Origin of the sequence: Pseudoxanthomonas sp. PXM04 (assembly GCF_014851695.1) — a bacterium.
Lineage (GTDB): Bacteria > Pseudomonadota > Gammaproteobacteria > Xanthomonadales > Xanthomonadaceae > Pseudoxanthomonas_A > Pseudoxanthomonas_A beigongshangi.
The window spans coordinates 164,322-183,405 of record NZ_JACVAG010000001.1 but is presented as its reverse complement, the minus strand read 5'-3'; the positions used below and the strand labels follow the sequence as shown (position 1 = coordinate 183,405).

Below are 19,084 nucleotides of genomic sequence, written 5' to 3'. Positions count from 1 at the left end.
GGAGGCTATCGTTCCACCAAGGCCCGGGGCGTTCACGCTGCAACGCGGCAAACCGGCGTGCACCGGCACGGCGGGGCGGCGACAATAGGCGCATGAACATCGTATTGAACGGCGAAGCCCGCCACTTCCAGGCCGCGCTCACCATCGCCGGCCTGCTGCAATCCGAAGGCCTGGCCGAACGCCGCGTGGCCGTCGAGGTCAACGGCGAAATCGTGCCGCGCGGCCTGCATCCCTCCCACGCGCTGCACGACGGCGACCGCATCGAGATCGTCCACGCGCTCGGCGGCGGCTGAGCGCCGCCGGCCGCCCGCTCAGCCCGCGGGCGGTTCGACGTAGATCGGATTGCCGAGCAGCCAAAGGCGGCCATCGGCGCCGCGCACGTTGGCGCGCACCCAGTGCCTTGCGCCATCGCCGCGCCAGGTGAACCGCAGGACCTGCTCATGCGCGCCGGTCGGGATGGGACGGCGTTCCACGATCCGGCCATCCACGATCAGTTCGGCGGTGGCGCCGCCCACCGCGCTGGCGCGCAGGACGAACGCGGCTTCGCCATCCGCGGCCACCGGCAACGCCTGCCCCATCACCGCGCGCACCCGCCCTGCCTCGGCTTCCCAGCTCATCGCGCGATCGCGGCTGCCCTGGACATCGACGAACACCTGGCCCTGGCGGATGCCGTCCAGGATGGCCGGCATCGACAGTTCCGCCGCCCGCACCACCGTGACCGGCGTCCCCAGCGCCGCGCCGCCGGCATCGGTGACCTCCCGCAGCGCATCGTGATTGTCGCTGCCGCCAATCGCGGTGAGCCGGTGTCCGGCCGACAGCTGGCGCTCCCAGAACGGAATGCCCGACCACTCGCTGTCGGCGTCGGCGCCGTTCACCACTTCCACCGCCTGGATCCGCGACAGATCCGTCGTGTCCGGCGCACTCCAGCCGCAGCCCATGCAGGCCTCGCCGGAGGGGCGGATGGGATGATTGATGGAGACGATGCCCTGCCCCCGGGTCTGCGCCAGCACCGCGTTCCAGTCCGGCACCTCGGCCGATCCCACCCGGAAATCCAGCGGCGCGATGCTGCCGATCCAGTTGGCATGGCCGCTGAAGGTCGTGATCTCGCGGCCCGGCATCAGCAGCAGGCGATCGAAGTACGGCTGCAGTTCGCGCAGGCCGTTGGCCTGCGACATGGTGTTGTGATCGGTGACGGCGATGAAATCCAGTCCGCGTCGCGCGGCGGCCTGTGCGGTCAGGAACAACGGACAGGGCACGCGCGTGCCGGCCTGGCTGGCGCAACCGCCATCGCTGTGCGCGTCGTGCATGTGCAGATCGCCGCGATACCAGCCCGCTTCCCCGCGCAGGGGCGCCTCGGCGCGGGTGTCGTCGAACCACACCCGTGCGGTGAAGCGATCGTCCGCATCGGCGCGGACATTCGGAAAGCCCAGCAGCAGCGACCAGGTTCCCGGCGTGATCGGCCCGGGCAGGTAGGAGGGCGTGGCGTCCGTCGCCGATACCGTGAAGCGTTGCTTGTTGCCGCCGCTCCAGCCCCGGAATCCGTCGCGTCCACGGAAGCCATCCGGCCCCAGCAGGCCGAGATCGACCGTGGTCCGGCGCTCGCGTCCGCTGTACTCGAATTCCACGCTGATGCGGCCGGTGCCGGCGGGCACCTCGAACGGCAGCAGGCGGTAGCTCTGGTGATCACCACCACGGATGCTGCCTTGCAGGATCCGATCCGGCGCTTCCCCGGCGCGCAGCGAAAGACAGCACAGCAGCAGGCCCAGCAGGGCGACAAGTCGTTGCATCACGGAGTTTCTCCAATGGCGAGGCCCGCGCAGGGATCATCCCCGGGCCGCGGACGGCAGCGGGCGATGCCGCCGCCCGGCATGGCGACGCGGTATTCGCCGAATCGGGCGTCCGCGTCGATGTAGTCGGTGGATACGATCTGCGCGCCGCTGGCGAAGGCGGCGTCGCGGCGCCGGACATCGCCGGCGCGCGCTTCCCGGGTGTCGGCGTCGGCGCGCGTGCGCACCAGCAGGCCCGCTGCCAGCGCCTGCCGGATGGCTTCCGCCTGGTCCCGCGGGTCGTTGAGCGTGCGCCAGCCGGCCGCCGCCGAATCCACGCCGGTGTTGACGAACATCACCCGGCCTTCCAGTTGCCTGCGGGCGCCGCGGTACCGCGACACCTTGGCCTCGTCTTCGTCCAGCGCGAACAGGAAGCGCCCGCGCGCCTGGCCCAGCGTCGGCCAGCGTGGAGGGTCGCCGGCGCCCAGCACCTGATCCGGCAGAATCAGTTCGGCCTCGGAAAACACGTCGCGAATTTCGGCATCCAGCGCGTCGAATGCCGCGGTGTCGAATGGCAACGGCTGCACCTGTCCCGGCGCGGACGGTCCGTCCTTGGCATTGATCTGGACGATGATCGGTACATGCCGGGGATGCGCGCGCGACCACGCCCGCAGTTGCCGCAGGCATTCGCGGAAAGGCTGGCATTGGCTGCGCCAGTCGATGTCGGCCAGATGCATCACCTTGAAGCCCGGCTGGCGCATCGACCGCGCCAGTCCGGCCGGTGCGCCCGCATGCGCGAAGCGTCCGCCACGAGGATCATGGTAGACGTCCAGTTCGAAACCGCGCACACCGCGCGCCAACTGTTCGGCCAGCGGACGATGCGCGTAGTCGATGCCGTCCGCGCCACGAGGATCACGTGCGCGGTGCGCCGCCAGTTCGTGGCCGGGCAACGCGCGCTTGTAGCTGTTGTGCGTGGCCAGCAACTGGATGTCGTCCAGGCGCAGGTGCCGATCCATCCAGGCCTGCGCGCACCCGGCACCCGCCCCCACCGCGTCGGCCGCGGCGAAGTCGCAGGCCGCCGACGCCCAGGTCGCCGGCAGCCACAGTAACAGCGGGCCCAGTACCCGCCAGCCTCGTCCCGCCATCAGAACGCGCTCACTAGAAGCGGTACATCAATGCCAGGCGGTACGAACGCCCCAGCAGCGGGCGCGCGATGAAGGTGTTGGCACCGGCGTCGCCGCTGGATACCTCGCCCGCGCGCGGGTTGCCCTCGGTCAGTCCCAGCGAGTTGTCCAGGTTGTCGACGTAGGCATACAGCGACCAGCGGTCATCGAAGGCGTAGCTGCCGCTGAGGTTGATCACGTCGTAGGACGGCAGGCGCACGCTGTTGGCGGTATCCACGTAGCGCTCGCCCTGGCGTTCGTAGGACGCCTGCAGGCGCAGCTTGCCACCGGCCAGGTTGAACCCGGGCACCACCCGCAGGCTGTTCTTCGGCACCCGGATCAACTGGTTGCCGACGAAATCGCGCAGGACCGGCTGGCCGTTGACCACTTCGGTATAGCGCAATCCGCGATACTCCGGTTCCTGCACCGTCGCGGTCATAGAAACGTCGAACCAGTCCACCGGATAGTAGGCGGCTTCCAGTTCCAGGCCGAAAGTACGGGTGTCGGCGAACAGTTCCTGCCGGGTCGAAGCCCCCGTGTTCGCATCGAACACGTAGTTGCTGTAGCCGACGTTGTCGTACCTGGTGAAGAACGCCGTGGCGAACAGATCGAACTTCTGGTGGGTGAACTTGTAGCCCAGCTCGCCCAGGTCCATGGTCTGGATCACCGGCTTGGCGGTCGCGTTGGTGATGAACGAACCCAGGTTCGGCAGGCGGAAGGTCGAGGTCCAGCGCGCGAACAGGCCGGAATACTCGTCGAACTGCCAGTTGCCGCCCAGGGTCCAGCCGACCTTGTCGAAGTCCCGGTCGTAGGTCGAGAAGCGGCCGTTGCCGATCCACATCTGGCTGTCGGTGACCGGGCCGCCGGCGGTCAGGTTGGGCTGCACGCGCCCTTCCACCCAGCCTTCCACGTTGACCTTTTCCCAGCGCACGCCGCCGTCGATGCGCAGCTTGTCGTTGACCTGCCATTCGTCGGCCAGGTAGAACGCGTGCGTCTGCGAGCGGCCGCTGGCGTTCTCCCATTCGTAGCCGTAGCGCCAGATGCCGTTGTCGCTGATGGTGCCCACCGGATTGCCGCTGGCGTCCACCGCCACCAGGTCCAGAAGGCGGGCGTTGTCACGCGCGTCCAGCAGGACGGTGGAGGAATAGCGATCGAAGTCCTGATCCACCTTGGCGTAGTAATAGCCGAAGGTCAGGTCGTGGGACTGGCTGCCGAACTCGAAACGGCGCGACACCCGCGCGTCGTTCATCAGTTCCTTCACCGGCGCGGTGACGCCGCGCAGGCCGCCGATGACGATCAGGCCGTTGCCGTTCTGGTTGGCCGTGTCGTAGATCTGGCCGCCATGGGTGTAACGGAACTGCAGCGCGGTCGCGCCCGGGTAGCGGGCCAGCAGGGCCAGGTTGTCGCCGTTGGCCAGGAACGAACTGGCGCTCTGCAACGCGTTCGGGAACATGCCGTTGCGCTGGGTCTCGGTGTCGTTGTAGCGCAGGCTGTCGACGAAACGCCAGTCGCCCAGCGTCTTGTCGAACTTGACCGTGAACTGGTCGCGTTTGACGTGGGTGCCCTCGCCGTTGTCGAAATCGTAGATGCCGCCGTCGGCCATGCGCATGCGCACGTGCTCGGTTTCCGGCCCGGCCAGGGTGCCGTGGTTGCCGTCGAAGCCCGGCACCGCGCGGATCTTGCCGCCGATCGTGCGCATCGGGATGCCCAGGTACAGCATCACCTTGTCGTCCATGTGCTTGACGTCGAAGGACAGGCTGCCACCGTCCAGCGCGCGCACCAGGTTCAGTCGCACCTGGCCGCCGTCGTTGGCCTTGAAGCCCGGATCGCGCACACCGTCGTCCTGGCGGTAGTAGCCGCCCAGTGACATTTTCCAGTCCTGGCCAATCGGCGTGCCGACCCAGAAGTCGCCGCGATGCAGGCCGTAGTCGCCGACGGTGTACTTGAACACGCCCTCGGTGCGATCACCCGGCTGGCGCGGGATGTAGTTGACCGCGCCGGCGGGCGCGTTGGAGTAGAAGATCGAGGACGGTCCGCCGCGCACCACTTCGATGCGCTCGGTGGTCTCGTCGAGGCGGAACGCCTGGTCGCCGTTGAGATAGCCCAGCGCGGGGTCGTGCTGCACCGGCATGCCGTCATCGAGCAGGGTGATCGAACCGAAGCCGTCGACCGGCACGCCGCGCGCGCGCACGTTGCCGCTGGCCTCGCCGCCGGACGCCTCGACCCAGAAGCCCGGCACGCTCTTCAGCGATTCGGTGACGCTGGTGGGTGCCTGCAGGCGCAGGCGTTCTTCGTCGATGCCGGTGATCGAATAGCTGGTCTCGGCCTTGCTGCGTTCCTGCACGCCGGCGCGGCCGGTGACAATCACCGTATCCAGTTGCTTGGCGCTGGCGGTCGTGCCCGTCGTGGCCGTCGCGGCGGCCTCCTGGGCATGGGCGGGAAGCAGGCCGGCGGTGAGGCAGGCGCCGGACGCGAGGACGCAGCGAATCGAACCGCCGAGGCGGTGGAGGCGTATGGGCATGGTTGTTTCCTGGGGGAGGAAGAGCGATCGCGCGGCAGTGGCGCCGCGCCGTGATCGACGGGATGTTGGCCAGCGGATATGTCGTCGGGGTGACCGCGGCGGGTCAATCCGATGACCATCGCGACGCCGATCCCGCTTTTCCGGCGCCCCGCGTCGCTCCGCTCACGCACGCCCGGCCGGGATCGGCGATAATCCGCCGATGCCTCACGATACCCACACCGACCCGCTGGTCATTGCGGGAAAAAGCTACCGTTCCCGCCTGCTCACCGGCACCGGAAAATTCAAGGATTTCGAGGAAACCCGCCTGGCCACCGAGGCCGCGGGCGCCGAAATCGTCACCGTCGCGATCCGCCGCACCAATCTGGGCCAGTCGCCCAACGAGCCCAACCTGCTCGACGTGCTGCCACCGGATCGCTACACCATCCTGCCCAACACCGCAGGCTGCTACACCGCCGACGATGCGGTGCGCACCTGCCGGCTGGCCCGCGAGCTGCTGGACGGCCACACCCTGGTCAAGCTGGAGGTACTGGGCGACCAGAAGACCCTGTATCCGGACGTGGTGCAGACCCTGGCCGCGGCCGAGCAACTGGTGGCCGACGGCTTCCAGGTGATGGTCTATACCAGCGACGACCCGATCCTGGCCCGCCGGCTGGAGGACATCGGCTGCGTGGCGGTGATGCCGCTGGCCGCTCCGATCGGTTCGGGCCTGGGCATCCAGAACCGGTACAACCTGCTGGAAATCATCGAGAACGCCAAGGTCCCGGTGCTGGTCGACGCCGGCGTGGGCACCGCCTCGGACGCGGCCATCGCGATGGAGCTGGGCTGCGACGGCGTGCTGATGAACACCGCCATCGCCGGCGCCCGCAACCCGGTGCTGATGGCCAGCGCGATGCGCAAGGCGGTCGAGGCCGGCCGCGAGGCGTTCCTGGCCGGGCGCATCCCGCGCAAGCGCAACGCGTCGGCCTCCAGCCCCATCGACGGCCTGATCGGCTGATCCGATGACCGATCCGTTCTCCAGCCCGGGCGCCAAGACCCCGCCCAAGCCATTCACGGTGGAGGAAGGACGGCGCCAGATCCGCAGCTTCGTGCTGCGCCAGGGCCGCTTCACCGAGGCCCAGCAACGCGCGTTCGATACGCTGTGGCCGCGCTTTGGTCTGGACTACACCGGCCAGTCGCGCGACTACGACGCGGTGTTCGGCAGGCAGGCGTTGCGGGTGCTGGAGATCGGTTTCGGAAACGGCGAGGCGCTGCGCTTCGCCGCCACCCAGGATCCGGAGCGCGACTACATCGGCCTGGAAGTGCACGCGCCGGGCGTCGGCCGGCTGCTGAACGCGCTGGCCGAGGACGGCAGCAATCACGTGCGGCTCTACCACCACGACGCGGTGGAAGTGCTGCAGCACGAGGTCGCCGACGGCTCGCTGGACGAGATCCGCATCTATTTCCCGGATCCCTGGCACAAGAAGCGCCACAACAAGCGCCGCCTGATCCAGCCCGGCTTCGCCGCCCTGCTGGCGGGCAAGCTGCGCAGCGGCGGACGCTTGCATGCGGCCACCGACTGGCAGGACTATGCCGAGCAGATGTGGGACGTGCTCGACGCCACGCCCGGCCTGCGCAACCGGGCCGGCCCGCGCGGACACGTGCCGCGCCCGCCCTGGCGGCCGCAGACCCACTTCGAGACCCGCGGCCAGAAGCTGGGCCACGGCGTCTGGGATCTGGTTTATGACCGGGATTAGGGAATAGGGAACTCGGGATTGGACGTCTTCGCCAAATTGCCTGATAACCGTGCCGGCACCGCACTCGGCCCGCGCCACCGGCGCGCCCGCCCTACCGAATCCCGGTTTTCAACGTCCGAATGGACGGTCATCCCGAATATCGAATCCCAGCCGTGATCACCACTGCGCTGACGCTGACCAACGACATGAAGCTCGTGCTCGGGCTGGTCGGCTTCACGATGGCGATGTTCCTGTTCGAGCGCATCCGCGCCGATCTGGTCGCGCTGGTGGTGCTGGTGATCCTGGGCATCACCGGCCTGATCGCGCCGGAGGAAATCTTCGGCGGCTTCTCCGGCAACGCGGTGATGAGCATCATCGCGACCATGATCCTGGGGGCCGGCCTGGACCGCACCGGCGCGCTGAACCGGCTGGCCTCTTGGCTGTTGCGGCGCGGCCACGGCGTCGAGCAGCGGCTGCTGCTGATGACCACCGCCATCGCCGGCCTCAATTCCTCGTTCATGCAGAACCCGTCGGTGATGGCGTTGTTCATGCCGGTCGCCTCGCGGCTGTCCTCGCGCACCTCGCTGTCGCTGCAACGCCTGCTGCTGCCGATCGCCGCGGCCATCGTGATGGGCGGCGCGCTGACCATGGTCGGCAATTCGCCGCTGATCCTGCTGAACGACCTGCTGGTCTCGGCCAACAACAACCTGCCCTCCGGCATGGCCACGCTGGAGCCGCTGCGCATGTTCGCGCCGCTGCCGATCGGCGTGGCGCTGCTGCTGGCCTCGCTGCTGTACTTCCGCTACTACGGCGACAAGAAACTCAAGGACGAAACCGAAACCAGCGTGACCCCGGCGCGCACCGAGAGCTATTTCGCCAATACCTACGGCATCGAGGGCGACGTGTTCGAGCTGCTGGTCACCGCGGAAAGCCCGCTGGTGGGCATGTCGCTGGGCGAGGCCGAGGCGATGCACGACGCGCCGCTGATGCTGGCGCTGCAGACCGGCAACGACACCCGCCTGGCACCGCCGGCGGACATGCGCATCTGGGTGGGGAGCGTGCTGGGCGTGATGGGTTCGCGCCCGCAGGTGGCCGACTTCGCGCAGAACCATTTCCTGCGGATGTCCTCGCGCCTGCGCCACTTCGGCGATCTGTTCAATCCCAGCCGCGCGGGCATTTCCGAGGCGGTGATTCCGCCGACCTCCAAGCTGATCGGCAAGACCGCCGCCGACCTGCGCCTGCGAAAGCAGGCCGGCATCAGCCTGCTGGCGATCAACCGCGACAAGAAGGTGCTGCGCGAGGACGTGCGCAAGATTCCGCTGCGCGCCGGCGACATGCTGGTCTTCCACAGCATCTGGACCGACCTGCACCAGGCCGCCGAGAGCCGCGACTTCGTGGTGGTGACCGACTATCCCAAGGGCGAGCAGCGGCCGCACAAGTTCAAGATCGCGATGACCATCTTCGCGGTCACCATCATCATCGCGCTGACCTCGAAGCTGCCGGTCTCGCTGACCCTGATGACCGGCGTGGCCGGCATGCTGCTGACCGGCGTGCTGCGGATGGACGAGGCCTACGCGGCGATCAACTGGAAGACGGTGTTCCTGATGGCGGGGCTGATTCCGCTGGGCTGGGCGATGGACAGCAGCGGCGCGGCGGCGTGGGTCGCCGGGCACACCGTCGAGCGCCTGCCCGAGGGCATGCCGGTCTGGCTGATCGAAATCGCGGTGGCGCTGCTCACCACCGGCTTCTCGCTGGTGATCAGCCACGTCGGCGCGACCATCGTGATGGTGCCGATGGCGATCAACCTGGCGCTGGCCGCCGGCGGCAATCCGACCGCGTTTGCGCTGATCGTCGCGCTGTCGGCCTCCAACAACCTGATGACCGCGTCGAACCCGGTGATCTCGATGGTCACCGGCCCTGCCAACTACACCTCGCGGCAGATGTGGCGCGTCGGCGGACCGCTGTCGCTGATCTACACCGTGGTGGTGGTGCTGGCGGTCAACGCGCTGTTCTGGTGGAACGGCCGGGCGGGTTAGGCCCTGTCATCTCGACTGTGGGAGCGACGTCAGTCGCGAGCTGTTGCCTGAGCGGACCAGCATGGTTCATCGCGACTGACGTCGCTCCCACAGGTTGGCCGTGCGCGCTACACCAGCCGCACCATGCCCTCGACTACCTGCACCGGCACCGCCCGCAGCGAGTCGCCGCGGCAGGGACCGGCGACGCAATCGCCGCGCTGCAGTTCGAACGAGGCGCCATGGGCGGCGCAGACCAGCAGGCCGTCCTTGCTTTTCAGGAACTTGCCCGGCGCCCAGTCCAGCCGGCGGCCGGCATGCGGGCAGACATTCAGCCAGGCGCGAACTTCCCCGCCCTGCCGAAAAAGCACCAGAGACTCGCTATCTCCGTCGATATCGGCTTCGACTTCGGCGAACCCGCCGTCTTCTATTCTGTCCAGCGCTATAAGGGCCATGGTCGCCTTAACGAACTTCTCACACCGTCATATTCTTGTCACCGGATACTGCACGCCATCCGGCTCCGGCCGCATTGTGTCACGACCCATCGCCATGTTCGCACGCAGCTTCCAGTTCAACGCCTTCCGTTCCGCCTTCGCTCCGCGCAAGCCCCGTCATCCGCTGCTGCGGCTGGCCATCGGCCTGCTGGGCCTGGCCTTGTTGTGCGTGCTGGTGTTCTTCAGCGTGTTCATCGGCGCGGCTATGATCGCCGCCGGCCTGCTGTACAGGCTGTTCAAGCAGCGCGGCAAGCCGATCGCGCGTGGCGGTGTGGTCGAAGCCGAGTACCAAGTGGTGCGCAAGCCGGTGTTGCCGCTGTCGCACTGACGGCGCGCGTCCTACACTCAGCGGCCGTTTCCCTGCCCGGCACGGCCGGCCGCCGACATGACCGATCTGTTCCCCGCTCCTCCCGTTCCGCGCGTGACCGTGCGTGGCGGCGGCACGTTTCCCGTGCGCCGTATTTTCTGCGTTGGCCGCAACTTCGCCGATCACGCGCGCGAGATGGGCGCCGCCGCCCCGGCCTCGAAAACGGAGCGCGGGCAGCCGGTGTTCTTCCACAAGCCCGCCGATGCCATCGTCGCCGGTAACGCGGATGTTCCCTACCCGCCCGGCACGCAGGATCTGCACCATGAGGTGGAACTGGTTGCCGCGCTGGGCCAGGATGCCCCGGCCGGCGAGTTGGATCCCGCACGGGCGCAGGCGCTGGTGGTGGCCTATGGCGTCGGCCTGGACCTGACCCGCCGCGACCTGCAGGGCGCGGCCAAGGCCAAGGGGCTGCCGTGGGACACCGGCAAGGGCTTCGATCATTCCGCGCCGATCAGCGATCTGGTGCCCGTGGCGGACGTGGGCGATCTCGCGGCGCTCACGCTGACCCTCGCCGTCAACGACCAGGTGCGCCAGCATGGCGCGCTGTCGGATCTGATCTGGGACGTGCCGGAAATCCTGCACGAACTGTCCCGGCTCTACGCGCTCAAGGCCGGCGATCTGGTGTTCATGGGCACGCCGGCCGGGGTGGGTCCGCTGGTGGCCGGGGATCGCTTCGCCGCCTCGCTGGACGGCGTGGTCGAACTGCGCGGCACGATCGTCTGATCCCCGTCGTTCGCGCGAAAAACGTGCGGGAGGGATGCGATCTTCACCCGCCACGGTATAGTTTTGCGCCTACGGGCGCTGTCGCCCGGACATGAGGACATCCAGCATGGGCATGATCAGCGAGTTCAAGGAATTCATCGCGCGCGGCAACGTGGTCGACCTGGCGGTCGGCGTGGTGATCGGCGCGGCGTTCGGCAAGATCGTCACCGTGCTGGTCGACAAGATCATCATGCCGCCGATCGGCCTGCTGGTTGGCGGCGTGGATTTCTCCAAGTGGGTATGGACGCTGAAGGAAGCCACCGTCGATGCCGCCGGCAAGGAGATTCCCGCGGTGGTGATCGGCTTCGGCGAGTTCATCAACACGCTGATCCAGTTCGTCATCGTCGCCTTTGCCATCTTCCTGCTGGTCAAGGCGGTCAACCGCCTCTACAAGAAGGCGCCGGACGCACCGGCCGCTCCGCCCGAAGACGTGCTGCTGCTGCGCGAGATCCGCGACGCGCTGAAGAAGTAAGCCACGACTTGTTTCACAATCGGGGAAAGCCGCGGGCTGCTAAGCTCGCGGCTTTCCTGTTTCCTGCCCAATTTCCAGCCTGCTCCCAGGGGTACTCCATGCGTCTGACGCCGTTGTTGATCGCCCTCAGCCTGTCCCTCTCCGCTCCCATCGCGCACGCCGCGCAGAAACCCACCCGCATTCCCGACGCCGCCCTGGCCACCGCCGCGCAGCTGCGCGAGCAGGCGCTGGCCGACGACACCGGCTGGAAGGTGGTGGAATCGCTGACCACCGAAGTCGGTCCGCGCCTGGCCGGCAGCGAGGCCGACGCGCGCGCGGTGGCCTGGGCCACCGCCAAGTTCAAGGCGCTGGGTTTTGACAAGGTATGGACCGAACCGGTGACCTTTCCCAAGTGGGAACGCCGCAGTGAGCACGCCGCGGTACTGGGTGCGCATCCGCAGGCGCTGACCATCACCGCGCTGGGTGGCAGCCCCGGCGGCACGGTGGAAGCGGAGATCGTGCGCTTCGCCGATCTGGCCGCGCTGGAAGCCGCGCCCGCGGATTCGCTGAAGGGCAAGATCGCCTTCGTCGATTACCAGATGAAGGCGGATCGTTCCGGCAGCGATTACCGCAACGGCGGCGCGATCCGCTCGCGCGGCCCGTCGGCGGCGATCCGCAAGGGCGCCATCGGCTACCTGATGCGCTCGGCCGGCACCGACAACCATCGCGTCGCCCACACCGGCATCACCCGCTTCGACGACGGCCTGACCCCGGTACCGTCGGCGTCGCTGACCATCCCCGACGCCGACCAGCTCGCCCGCCTGCTGGCGCGCGGCCCGGTCAAGGTGCGGATGGCGCTGGATTGCGGCTGGGATGGCGAGGCCACCTCCTACAACGTGATCGGTGAAATCACCGGGCGCAGCCTGCCCAGGGAAGTCGTGGTCATCGGCGGCCACCTGGATTCCTGGGATCTGGGCACCGGCGCCATCGACGACGGTGCCGGCGTCGCCCTGACCATGGCCGCCGGCCATCTGATCGGACAACTGAAGCAGGCGCCCAAGCGCACCATCCGCGTAGTCGCCTTCGCCAACGAGGAACAGGGCCTGTACGGCGGCCGCGCCTATGCGGAGAAGCACGCCGCCGACGTGCGCCTGCACCAGATCGGCGCGGAGAGCGATTTCGGCGCCGGCCGCATCTACGCCTTCAACACCAGCGCGCCCGAGCATGCCCGCGAGGCCACCCGCCAGATCGCCGAGGCACTGGCGCCGCTGGGCATCGAGTACCAGGCCGACAAGGGCGGTCCCGGCCCGGACATCAGCCCGTTCGCCGCGCGGGGCCTGGCCTGGGGTTGGCTGGCGCAGGATGGCACCGACTACTTCAACCTGCACCACACCGCCGACGACACCCTGGACAAGATCGATCCCAAGGCGCTGGCGCAGAACGTGGCCGCCTATACCGTGTTCGCCTATCTGGCGGCGGAGGCCGAGGGCGGTTTCGGCAGCGAGCCCAAGCAGGTCAAGCCGCCGCAGGAATGATGCTTTCGTCTTCCGTGGATGAAAAAAAAGAGCGGGCCATTCGGCCCGCTCTTTCGTTCTGCAAGCGATGTTCGCGCCGGAAGCCGGGGCGGCCAGCGCGTCGCTCAGCCCCTCGCGAGACGCTGCCGCCACTGGGCGAGGAACACGGCGGTCGCCGAGGCCACGTTGAGGCTCTCCACCGCGCCGGTGCCGGGAATCGACAGGCGCGCATCGCAGGCGGCGGCCATTTGCGGATCCATGCCTTCGCCCTCGGCGCCCATCACGTAGACCAGACGTTCCGGCAAGCGCGCGGCGAACAGATCGTCACCGCCGCGCACCACCGTGGCGGCCAGCGAGAAGCCGGCGCCGCGCAGTTGCGCGATGGCGTTTGCGGTGTTGCCCAGGCGCACCAGCGGCACTTGTTCCGCGCCACCTTCGGCGACCCTCGCCGCGGCGCCTGACAGCGCCAGTCCACCCTGCGGCGGCAGCAGGATCGCCGATACGCCGAAGTGCGCGGCCGAGCGCAGGATGGCGCCGAAATTGTGCGGATTGCCGACCCCGTCCAGCCAGATCGCCAGCGCCGGACCGGCCGGCAGCGTGCGCAGCCAATCGCCGGCCGACGTCGGTTCCGCCTTCAGCACCTCGGCGACGATGCCCTCATGGTGCTGGCTGGCGGCGAGCCGATCCAGATCATCCTCGGCTACCACCCGGTAGCCGATGCGCTGCTTCACGCACCACGCCAGCAGCGCCTTGAACGCGGGAATCCGCGCCTCGGTCAGGTAGATCTTGCGGATCGCCTCCGGACGCCGTTCGAACACCGCGCGCACGGCGTTGATGCCATACAGGCGCAACTCGTCGCGCGCGCCCATCGGCGCCCCCATCTGCGCTCCCGCCGACCCGCGCGCGTCATCGCGGGGCTCGGCGGGACGCGGCGCACGCGGCTGGCGCGGGCCCGCGGGACGGCCGGTGCCATGCGAGCGCGGCGGTGGCCGCTTGTCCCAGGGACCACTCATGTCAGCCTTGCCGGTTCTTCCAGAAGTCGGCGTTCTTCACGCCCGCCACGTCCGGATCGAAGACGGGATCCAGGCCCAGCTTCTTCTGCCGCTCGTAGTCGCGCAACGCCGCCATCGCCGGCTTGTGCAGGATCAGGATCGCGATGATGTTCAGCCACGCCATCAGGCCGACGCCGATGTCGCCCAGCGCCCACGCGGTCTTGGCATTGTGGAAGGCACCGAAGATGACCATGCCCATGATGCCCAGCCGCAGCAGCAGCACGGTCAGCGGACGACGCCGGTTGCCGTTGACATAGCTCAGGTTGGTCTCGGCCATGTAGTAGTAGGCCATGATGGTGGTGAAGGCGAAGAAGAACAGCGCCACCGCCACGAAGCCCGCGCCCCAGCCCGGCAGCACCGATTCCACCGCCGCCTGCGCGTAACCCGGGCCTTCCTCGACGCCCGGCGGCATGCCGGTATACAGGTGCGCGCCGCCCGTGGGCGAGTACACGTTGTACTTGCCGGTGGTCAGCACCAGGAACGCGGTCGAGGTGCACACCATCATGGTGTCGAAGTAGATCGCGAAGGCCTGCACGTAGCCCTGCTTGGCCGGGTGCGAGACCTCGGCGGCGGCGGCGGCGTGCGGGCCGGTGCCCTGGCCGGCCTCGTTGGCGTAGATGCCGCGCTTGACGCCCCATTCCACCGCCAGGCCCAGGATCGCGCCGAACGCGGCATGGGTGCCGAAGGCGCTGCTGAAGATGACGCGGAACATTTCCGGCACCAGCTCGGCGTTGAGCACCATCACCGTGACCGCCATCAGGATGAAACCGGCGGCCATGAACGGCACCACGATTTCGGCGAAGTTGGCGATGCGCTTGACGCCGCCGAAGATGATCACCGCCAGCAGGATCGACACCGTGATGCCGATGCCCAGCTTGAATGCATCGCGCGCCGGCATGCCCAGCCACTGGCCGTCCATGGCGCCGCACAGCGACGTGCCCTGGCAGACGTTGGCCGCGCTGTCGGCGATCGCGTTCGCCTGCACGCCCGGCATCAGGAAGCCGGTGGCGGCGATGGTCGCGATGGCGAACAGCAGCGCGTACCACTTCAGGCCCATCGCCTTTTCGATGTAATAGGCCGGGCCGCCGCGATAGCGTCCTTCGGCATCCTTGACCTTGTAGATCTGCGCCAGCGTCGATTCGACGTAGGACGTCGACGCGCCCAGGAAGCCCATCACCCACATCCAGAACACCGCGCCGGGACCGCCGAAGGCAATCGCGGTGGCGACGCCGGCGATGTTGCCGATGCCGATGCGGCCGGCCATCGACATGGCCAGCGCCTGGAACGAGGACACGCCGGCCTCGGATTTCTGCCCGCTCACGGTCAGCCGCAGCATCTCCGCGAAGCCACGCACCTGCATGAAGCGGGTGCGGATGGTGAAATACAGGCCGGCGCCCAGGCACATGACGATCAGTGCCTTGCTCCAGATGATGCCGTTGACGGCATTGATGATGGCTTCCACGCAGTCTCCCCTGCCCTAAAAGGAAAAGTCCCCGTCACCGGGGACCGGTCGATTCTCCACGAATCGGCCCGCTCTGCGAAGCCCGGCGAGGGGGATCACCCTGCTGAACAGGGAAACCCGGGGTGTTCAGTGCGTGGTCGGCGTCCGCAGGCGGGAGAAGACCCGCAGGTCGTGCAACTGCCCATCCTTGCGGATGGCGTGGCGGAGCAGGCCTTCTTCCTGGAAGCCGTTCTTGAGCAGCACCCGTGCCGAGGCCGGGTTGATGTCCAGCACGTTGGCCTGCATGCGGTGCAGTTGCAGGTGATCCATCACCCACGGCACGTAGGCCGCGACCACCCGGCTCATCAGTCCCTGGCCCCAGTAGCGGCGGCCGAGCCAGTACCCCAGCTCGGCGCTGCCCCCACGCTCGCCCAGACGCGGGTGCGCGCCGATGCCGCCGCAGGCGCGGCCGTCGATATCGATGGCGAACACCGGATCGTTCAGATCCACCACTTCGCCGGCGAGGAACCGCCAGGCGTCCTCGCGCCGGTAGGGATGCGGGAAACGTTCGCTCAAGCCGCGCACGACCTGCGCGTCGTTGGCGTGGCGGAGCAGCCAGCGCGCGTCTTCCGCCCGCCAACGCCGCAATGTGAACCCGTCGCCCTGAACCACGCTGTCTTCCATGCTTTCCAGATCAACCATGACCGCCTACCGGGGGAGTTTCTTCTTCCAGTCGCTTCAGTTCGTGGGCCACGGCCTCGGGAGACCGCGTGAACGGTGCCAGCAGCGCGTAGAACGCCGGCACCACGTACAGCGACAGCAAGGTGGAGAAGGAGACGCCGAAGATGACCACGATGCCGATCGTCGCGCGGCTGGCCGACCCCGGTCCGCCGGCCACCACCAGCGGCACGGCGCCCATCACCGTGGCCACGGACGTCATCAGGATCGGGCGCAGGCGCACCTTCGAGGATTCGGCGATGGCGCGCGCCACGCTCATGCCGTCGTCGCGCAATTGGTTGGCGAACTCGACGATCAGGATGCCGTTCTTTGCCGCCAGGCCGATCAGCATCACGATGCCGATCTGGCTGAACAGGTTGAGCGTGCCGCCGGTGACCCACAGGCCGATCAGCGCGCCCAGCACCGCCAGCGGCACGGTCAGCATGATCACCAGCGGGTGGATGAAACTCTCGAACTGCGCCGCCAGCACCAGGTAGACGATCAGCAGCGCCAGCGCGAAGGTCAGCAGCACCGCGCCGCCGGCCTTGAGGTACTCGCGGGATTCGCCCTTCCAGTCGATCTGCGCGTAGTCGGGCAGTTCCTCCTGCGCCACCTGCTGGGCCCAGCCCATCGCCTCGCCCAGCGTATAGCCCGGCGCCAGCGACGCGGTCAGGGTGATCGCGCGCAGGCGGTTGAAGCGGTTGAAGCTGCCGGGTTCGGCGATTTCCGACAATGTCACCAGGTTGGACAGCGGAATCAGCTCGCCCGCGCTGCCGCGCACGTAGGTGTTGGCCAGGTCCGCCGGCGAGGAACGGCGCTCGCGGTCGGCCTGCATCAGCACGTCGTACTCCTCGCCGTTGTCGACGAACGTGGTGACCTGGCGGGAACCCATCATGGTTTCCAGCGTGCGGCCGATTTCCTGCACCGACACGCCCAGGTCGGCGGCGCGGCTGCGGTCGATGTTGACCCGCATCTGCGGCCGGGTTTCCTTGTAATCCGAGTCCACGCCGTACAGGCCGGGGTTCTGCTCCATGCGCGCCATCATCCGGTCGCGCCACTGCGAGAGCTCGTTGTAATCCGGACCGCCGAGCACCATCCGGAACGGCTGGCCACCACCGCGGACCAGGCCGGTGCGCTGGGAAGGCTGGGCGCGGATGCCCGGCATCTGCTCCAGTTGGCCGCGCACCGATTCCAGCACCTCGGTGGTGCTTTCGTGGCGCTTGCTCCAGTCCTGCAGGAACACGATCACCTGGCCGGTGTGCATTTCCTCGCTCGCGCCAAAGCCGCCCGGCACGCGGGCGTTGGCGCGCTGGATCGGCTTGCCTTCGCCGATGTTGTCGGCGAACAGATGCTCGACCTGCTGGATCTGTTTCACGGTGTAATCGAAGCCTGCGCCTTCCGGTCCCTGGATGGAGACGAAGAACGAGCCGCGATCCTCCATCGGCGCCAGTTCCTTGGGCACGCGCAGGCCCAGCACCGCCGCCACCGCCAGGCAGGCGCCCATCGCGATCAGCAGGATCAACAGGATGCGCCGGCCGGGCATCGCCACCATCCGCTGGACCTGGTGGCCATACCCCTCGCTGAGCCGGGCCAGCTGCCGGTTCATCCAGGCGTTGAAACCCTTGGGCTTGCTGTGCGGCCGGACCAGCTTGGAGGACATCATCGGAGTCAGGGTCAGGGCCACGAACGCCGAGATCGCCACCGCCGCCGCCAGCGCCACCGACAGTTCGCGGAACAGGCGTCCGGTGTTGCCTTCCATGAACCCCACCGGCAGGAACACCGCCACCAGCACCGCGGTGGTGGCGATGACCGCGAAGGCCACCTGCGCGGTGCCGCGACGCGCGGCCACCAGCGGCGGCTCGCCCAGGTCGGCGCGGCGCTGGATGTTCTCCAGCACCACGATGGCATCGTCCACCACCAGGCCGATGCACAGCACCAGGGCGAGCAAGGTCAGCAGGTTGATCGAGAAGCCGAACGCGTAGAGGGCGATGAACGAGGTAATCAGGCAGACCGGCACCGTCACCGCCGGGATCAACGCCGCGCGCAGGCTGCCCAGGAACAGCCAGATCACCGCGAACACCAGGATCATCGCCTCCACCAGGGTGGCGTAGACGCGCTCGACCGACGCCTCGATGAACACGGTGCTGTCGTAGGCGACGAAGATCTGGGTGCCTTCCGGCAGGGTCGGGCGGATGCGATCGGCGGCGGCGCGGGCCGCGCGCGCCACATCCAGCGCGTTGGCGGTTGAGGTCTTGACGATGCCCAGGCCGACGTTCGGGCGGCCGTTGCTGCGGAAATAGGCGCGGCGTTCCTCGGTGGTCAGCTCCACCCGGGCCACGTCGCCCACCCGCACCACGTAGCCGTCGGCGCCCTTGCTCAGCGGCATCCGCGCGAACTGCTCGGCGGTCATGTAGCCGCGTTCGACCCGCAGGGTGAAGTCGCGGGTTTCCGATTCGATGCGGCCGGCGGGCAGTTCGATGTTCTCGCGCCGCAGCGCCGCCTCCACGTCGCTGGCGGTGACGCCGCGCGCGGCCATCGCGGCGCGGTCCAGCCAGATCCGCATGGCGTAGCGCTGGGCGCCGCTGATGCGCACCTGGGCCACGCCGTCCAGCGCCGACAGCTGATCGACGATATAGCGATCGGCGTAGTCGGTCAGCTGCAGGGTGTCCATCTTGGTCGAACTCATGTTCAACCACAGGATCACGTCGGCATCGGCTTCCACCTTCTGCACTTCCGGCGGATCCGCCTCGTCGGGCATGCGATCCATCACCCGGCTGACCTTGTCGCGCACGTCGTTGGCGGCGGCCTCGATGTCGCGGGTAAGGGTGAACTCGATGGTGACCTGCGAGCGGCCGTTGGAGCTGCGCGACTCGATGGTCTCGATGCCCTCGATGCCGGCCAGCGCGTCTTCCAGGATCTGGGTGACGCGGGTTTCCACCACCGCCGCCGACGCGCCCGGGTAGGTCACTTCCACCGACACGACTGGCGGATCGATGTTGGGCAGCTCGCGCAGGGTCAGGCGCATGAACGACATCACCCCGAGCACGATCAGCAGCAGGCTCATCACCACGGCCAGCACCGGCCGCTTGATCGACAGGTCGGACAGCTTCAT

General features: G+C 68.2%; 16 protein-coding genes. 8 read left to right on the top strand and 8 right to left on the bottom strand.

The annotated features are described in order from the left end of the window. The first annotated feature begins 92 nt into the window (after positions 1-92). The gene (gene thiS / locus IB228_RS00890; RefSeq protein WP_192197315.1) at positions 93-293 is read left to right on the top strand and encodes a sulfur carrier protein ThiS; all 201 of its coding nucleotides are present in this window, start codon (positions 93-95) and stop codon (positions 291-293) included. Between the two features lie 18 nt (positions 294-311). On the opposite strand, the gene IB228_RS00885 is transcribed toward thiS, so the two are convergent. The 3 genes from IB228_RS00885 to IB228_RS00875 are packed head-to-tail and all read right to left on the bottom strand — an operon-like array spanning position 312 to position 5,450. Then, positions 312-1,787 carry a CehA/McbA family metallohydrolase gene (locus tag IB228_RS00885; RefSeq protein WP_192197314.1) on the bottom strand — a complete coding sequence of 492 codons (1,476 nt, stop codon included), beginning with the start codon at positions 1,785-1,787 and terminating at the stop codon, positions 312-314. Next, positions 1,787-2,911: a Ca2+-dependent phosphoinositide-specific phospholipase C gene (locus IB228_RS00880; RefSeq protein WP_192197313.1), complete on the bottom strand. Its 1,125-nt coding sequence runs from the start codon at positions 2,909-2,911 to the stop codon at positions 1,787-1,789. Before IB228_RS00880 ends, IB228_RS00885 begins: the two co-directional genes overlap by 1 nt. Positions 2,912-2,924: 13 nt before the next feature. Further along, a complete protein-coding gene (locus tag IB228_RS00875; protein ID WP_192197312.1) occupies positions 2,925-5,450 on the bottom strand; it encodes a TonB-dependent receptor in 2,526 nt (841 codons plus the stop codon). A gap of 199 nt (positions 5,451-5,649) precedes the next feature. Between IB228_RS00875 and IB228_RS00870 the strand changes: the two genes are divergently transcribed. From IB228_RS00870 to IB228_RS00860, 3 genes are all read left to right on the top strand, one after another. After that, a complete protein-coding gene (locus tag IB228_RS00870) occupies positions 5,650-6,444 on the top strand; it encodes a thiazole synthase (RefSeq protein WP_183644178.1) in 795 nt (264 codons plus the stop codon). A 4-nt stretch (positions 6,445-6,448) separates the two neighbouring features. Then, a complete protein-coding gene (gene trmB, locus IB228_RS00865; RefSeq protein ID WP_183644182.1) occupies positions 6,449-7,183 on the top strand; it encodes a tRNA (guanosine(46)-N7)-methyltransferase TrmB in 735 nt (244 codons plus the stop codon). A 155-nt stretch (positions 7,184-7,338) separates the two neighbouring features. Then, complete coding sequence (locus IB228_RS00860; RefSeq protein ID WP_183644843.1) at positions 7,339-9,198, top strand: SLC13 family permease; 1,860 nt, start codon at positions 7,339-7,341, stop codon at positions 9,196-9,198. A gap of 107 nt (positions 9,199-9,305) precedes the next feature. On the opposite strand, the gene IB228_RS00855 is transcribed toward IB228_RS00860, so the two are convergent. Beyond that, positions 9,306-9,629 (bottom strand): Rieske 2Fe-2S domain-containing protein, encoded by a 324-nt coding sequence (locus tag IB228_RS00855; protein ID WP_183644185.1) that lies wholly within the window; start codon positions 9,627-9,629, stop codon positions 9,306-9,308. 94 nt (positions 9,630-9,723) lie between these two features. Between IB228_RS00855 and IB228_RS00850 the strand changes: the two genes are divergently transcribed. The 4 genes from IB228_RS00850 (at position 9,724) to IB228_RS00835 (ending at position 12,783) form a co-directional block, all read left to right on the top strand. Continuing rightward, complete coding sequence (locus IB228_RS00850) at positions 9,724-9,996, top strand: hypothetical protein (RefSeq protein WP_183644189.1); 273 nt, start codon at positions 9,724-9,726, stop codon at positions 9,994-9,996. A 57-nt stretch (positions 9,997-10,053) separates the two neighbouring features. Then, a complete protein-coding gene (locus tag IB228_RS00845; protein WP_192197311.1) occupies positions 10,054-10,758 on the top strand; it encodes a fumarylacetoacetate hydrolase family protein in 705 nt (234 codons plus the stop codon). A gap of 106 nt (positions 10,759-10,864) precedes the next feature. Further along, complete coding sequence (gene mscL / locus IB228_RS00840; protein WP_183644195.1) at positions 10,865-11,269, top strand: large-conductance mechanosensitive channel protein MscL; 405 nt, start codon at positions 10,865-10,867, stop codon at positions 11,267-11,269. A 98-nt stretch (positions 11,270-11,367) separates the two neighbouring features. Then, positions 11,368-12,783 (top strand): M28 family peptidase, encoded by a 1,416-nt coding sequence (locus IB228_RS00835; protein ID WP_192197310.1) that lies wholly within the window; start codon positions 11,368-11,370, stop codon positions 12,781-12,783. A gap of 104 nt (positions 12,784-12,887) precedes the next feature. Here the strand turns inward: IB228_RS00835 and IB228_RS00830 are convergent, their stop codons facing one another. From IB228_RS00830 to IB228_RS00815, 4 genes are all read right to left on the bottom strand, one after another. After that, a complete protein-coding gene (locus tag IB228_RS00830) occupies positions 12,888-13,775 on the bottom strand; it encodes an RNA methyltransferase (protein ID WP_192197309.1) in 888 nt (295 codons plus the stop codon). 1 nt (position 13,776) lies between these two features. Then, a complete protein-coding gene (locus tag IB228_RS00825; RefSeq protein ID WP_192197308.1) occupies positions 13,777-15,276 on the bottom strand; it encodes an alanine/glycine:cation symporter family protein in 1,500 nt (499 codons plus the stop codon). Between the two features lie 126 nt (positions 15,277-15,402). After that, on the bottom strand, positions 15,403-15,939 hold the full coding sequence (locus IB228_RS00820) for a GNAT family N-acetyltransferase (protein WP_183644846.1): 537 nt from the start codon (positions 15,937-15,939) through the stop codon (positions 15,403-15,405). 10 nt (positions 15,940-15,949) lie between these two features. Further along, a complete protein-coding gene (locus IB228_RS00815) occupies positions 15,950-19,084 on the bottom strand; it encodes an efflux RND transporter permease subunit (protein ID WP_192197307.1) in 3,135 nt (1,044 codons plus the stop codon).

Coding starts and splice junctions, on each gene's coding strand:
- thiS (WP_192197315.1), top strand. CDS start 93: ATGAACATCGTATTGAACGGCGAAGCCCGCCACTTCCAGGCCGCGCTC.
- IB228_RS00885 (WP_192197314.1), bottom strand. CDS start 1,787: ATGCAACGACTTGTCGCCCTGCTGGGCCTGCTGCTGTGCTGTCTTTCG.
- IB228_RS00880 (WP_192197313.1), bottom strand. CDS start 2,911: ATGGCGGGACGAGGCTGGCGGGTACTGGGCCCGCTGTTACTGTGGCTG.
- IB228_RS00875 (WP_192197312.1), bottom strand. CDS start 5,450: ATGCCCATACGCCTCCACCGCCTCGGCGGTTCGATTCGCTGCGTCCTC.
- IB228_RS00870 (WP_183644178.1), top strand. CDS start 5,650: ATGCCTCACGATACCCACACCGACCCGCTGGTCATTGCGGGAAAAAGC.
- trmB (WP_183644182.1), top strand. CDS start 6,449: ATGACCGATCCGTTCTCCAGCCCGGGCGCCAAGACCCCGCCCAAGCCA.
- IB228_RS00855 (WP_183644185.1), bottom strand. CDS start 9,629: ATGGCCCTTATAGCGCTGGACAGAATAGAAGACGGCGGGTTCGCCGAA.
- IB228_RS00850 (WP_183644189.1), top strand. CDS start 9,724: ATGTTCGCACGCAGCTTCCAGTTCAACGCCTTCCGTTCCGCCTTCGCT.
- IB228_RS00845 (WP_192197311.1), top strand. CDS start 10,054: ATGACCGATCTGTTCCCCGCTCCTCCCGTTCCGCGCGTGACCGTGCGT.
- mscL (WP_183644195.1), top strand. CDS start 10,865: ATGGGCATGATCAGCGAGTTCAAGGAATTCATCGCGCGCGGCAACGTG.
- IB228_RS00835 (WP_192197310.1), top strand. CDS start 11,368: ATGCGTCTGACGCCGTTGTTGATCGCCCTCAGCCTGTCCCTCTCCGCT.
- IB228_RS00830 (WP_192197309.1), bottom strand. CDS start 13,775: ATGAGTGGTCCCTGGGACAAGCGGCCACCGCCGCGCTCGCATGGCACC.
- IB228_RS00820 (WP_183644846.1), bottom strand. CDS start 15,939: ATGGAAGACAGCGTGGTTCAGGGCGACGGGTTCACATTGCGGCGTTGG.
- IB228_RS00815 (WP_192197307.1), bottom strand. CDS start 19,084: ATGAAGCTGTCCGACCTGTCGATCAAGCGGCCGGTGCTGGCCGTGGTG.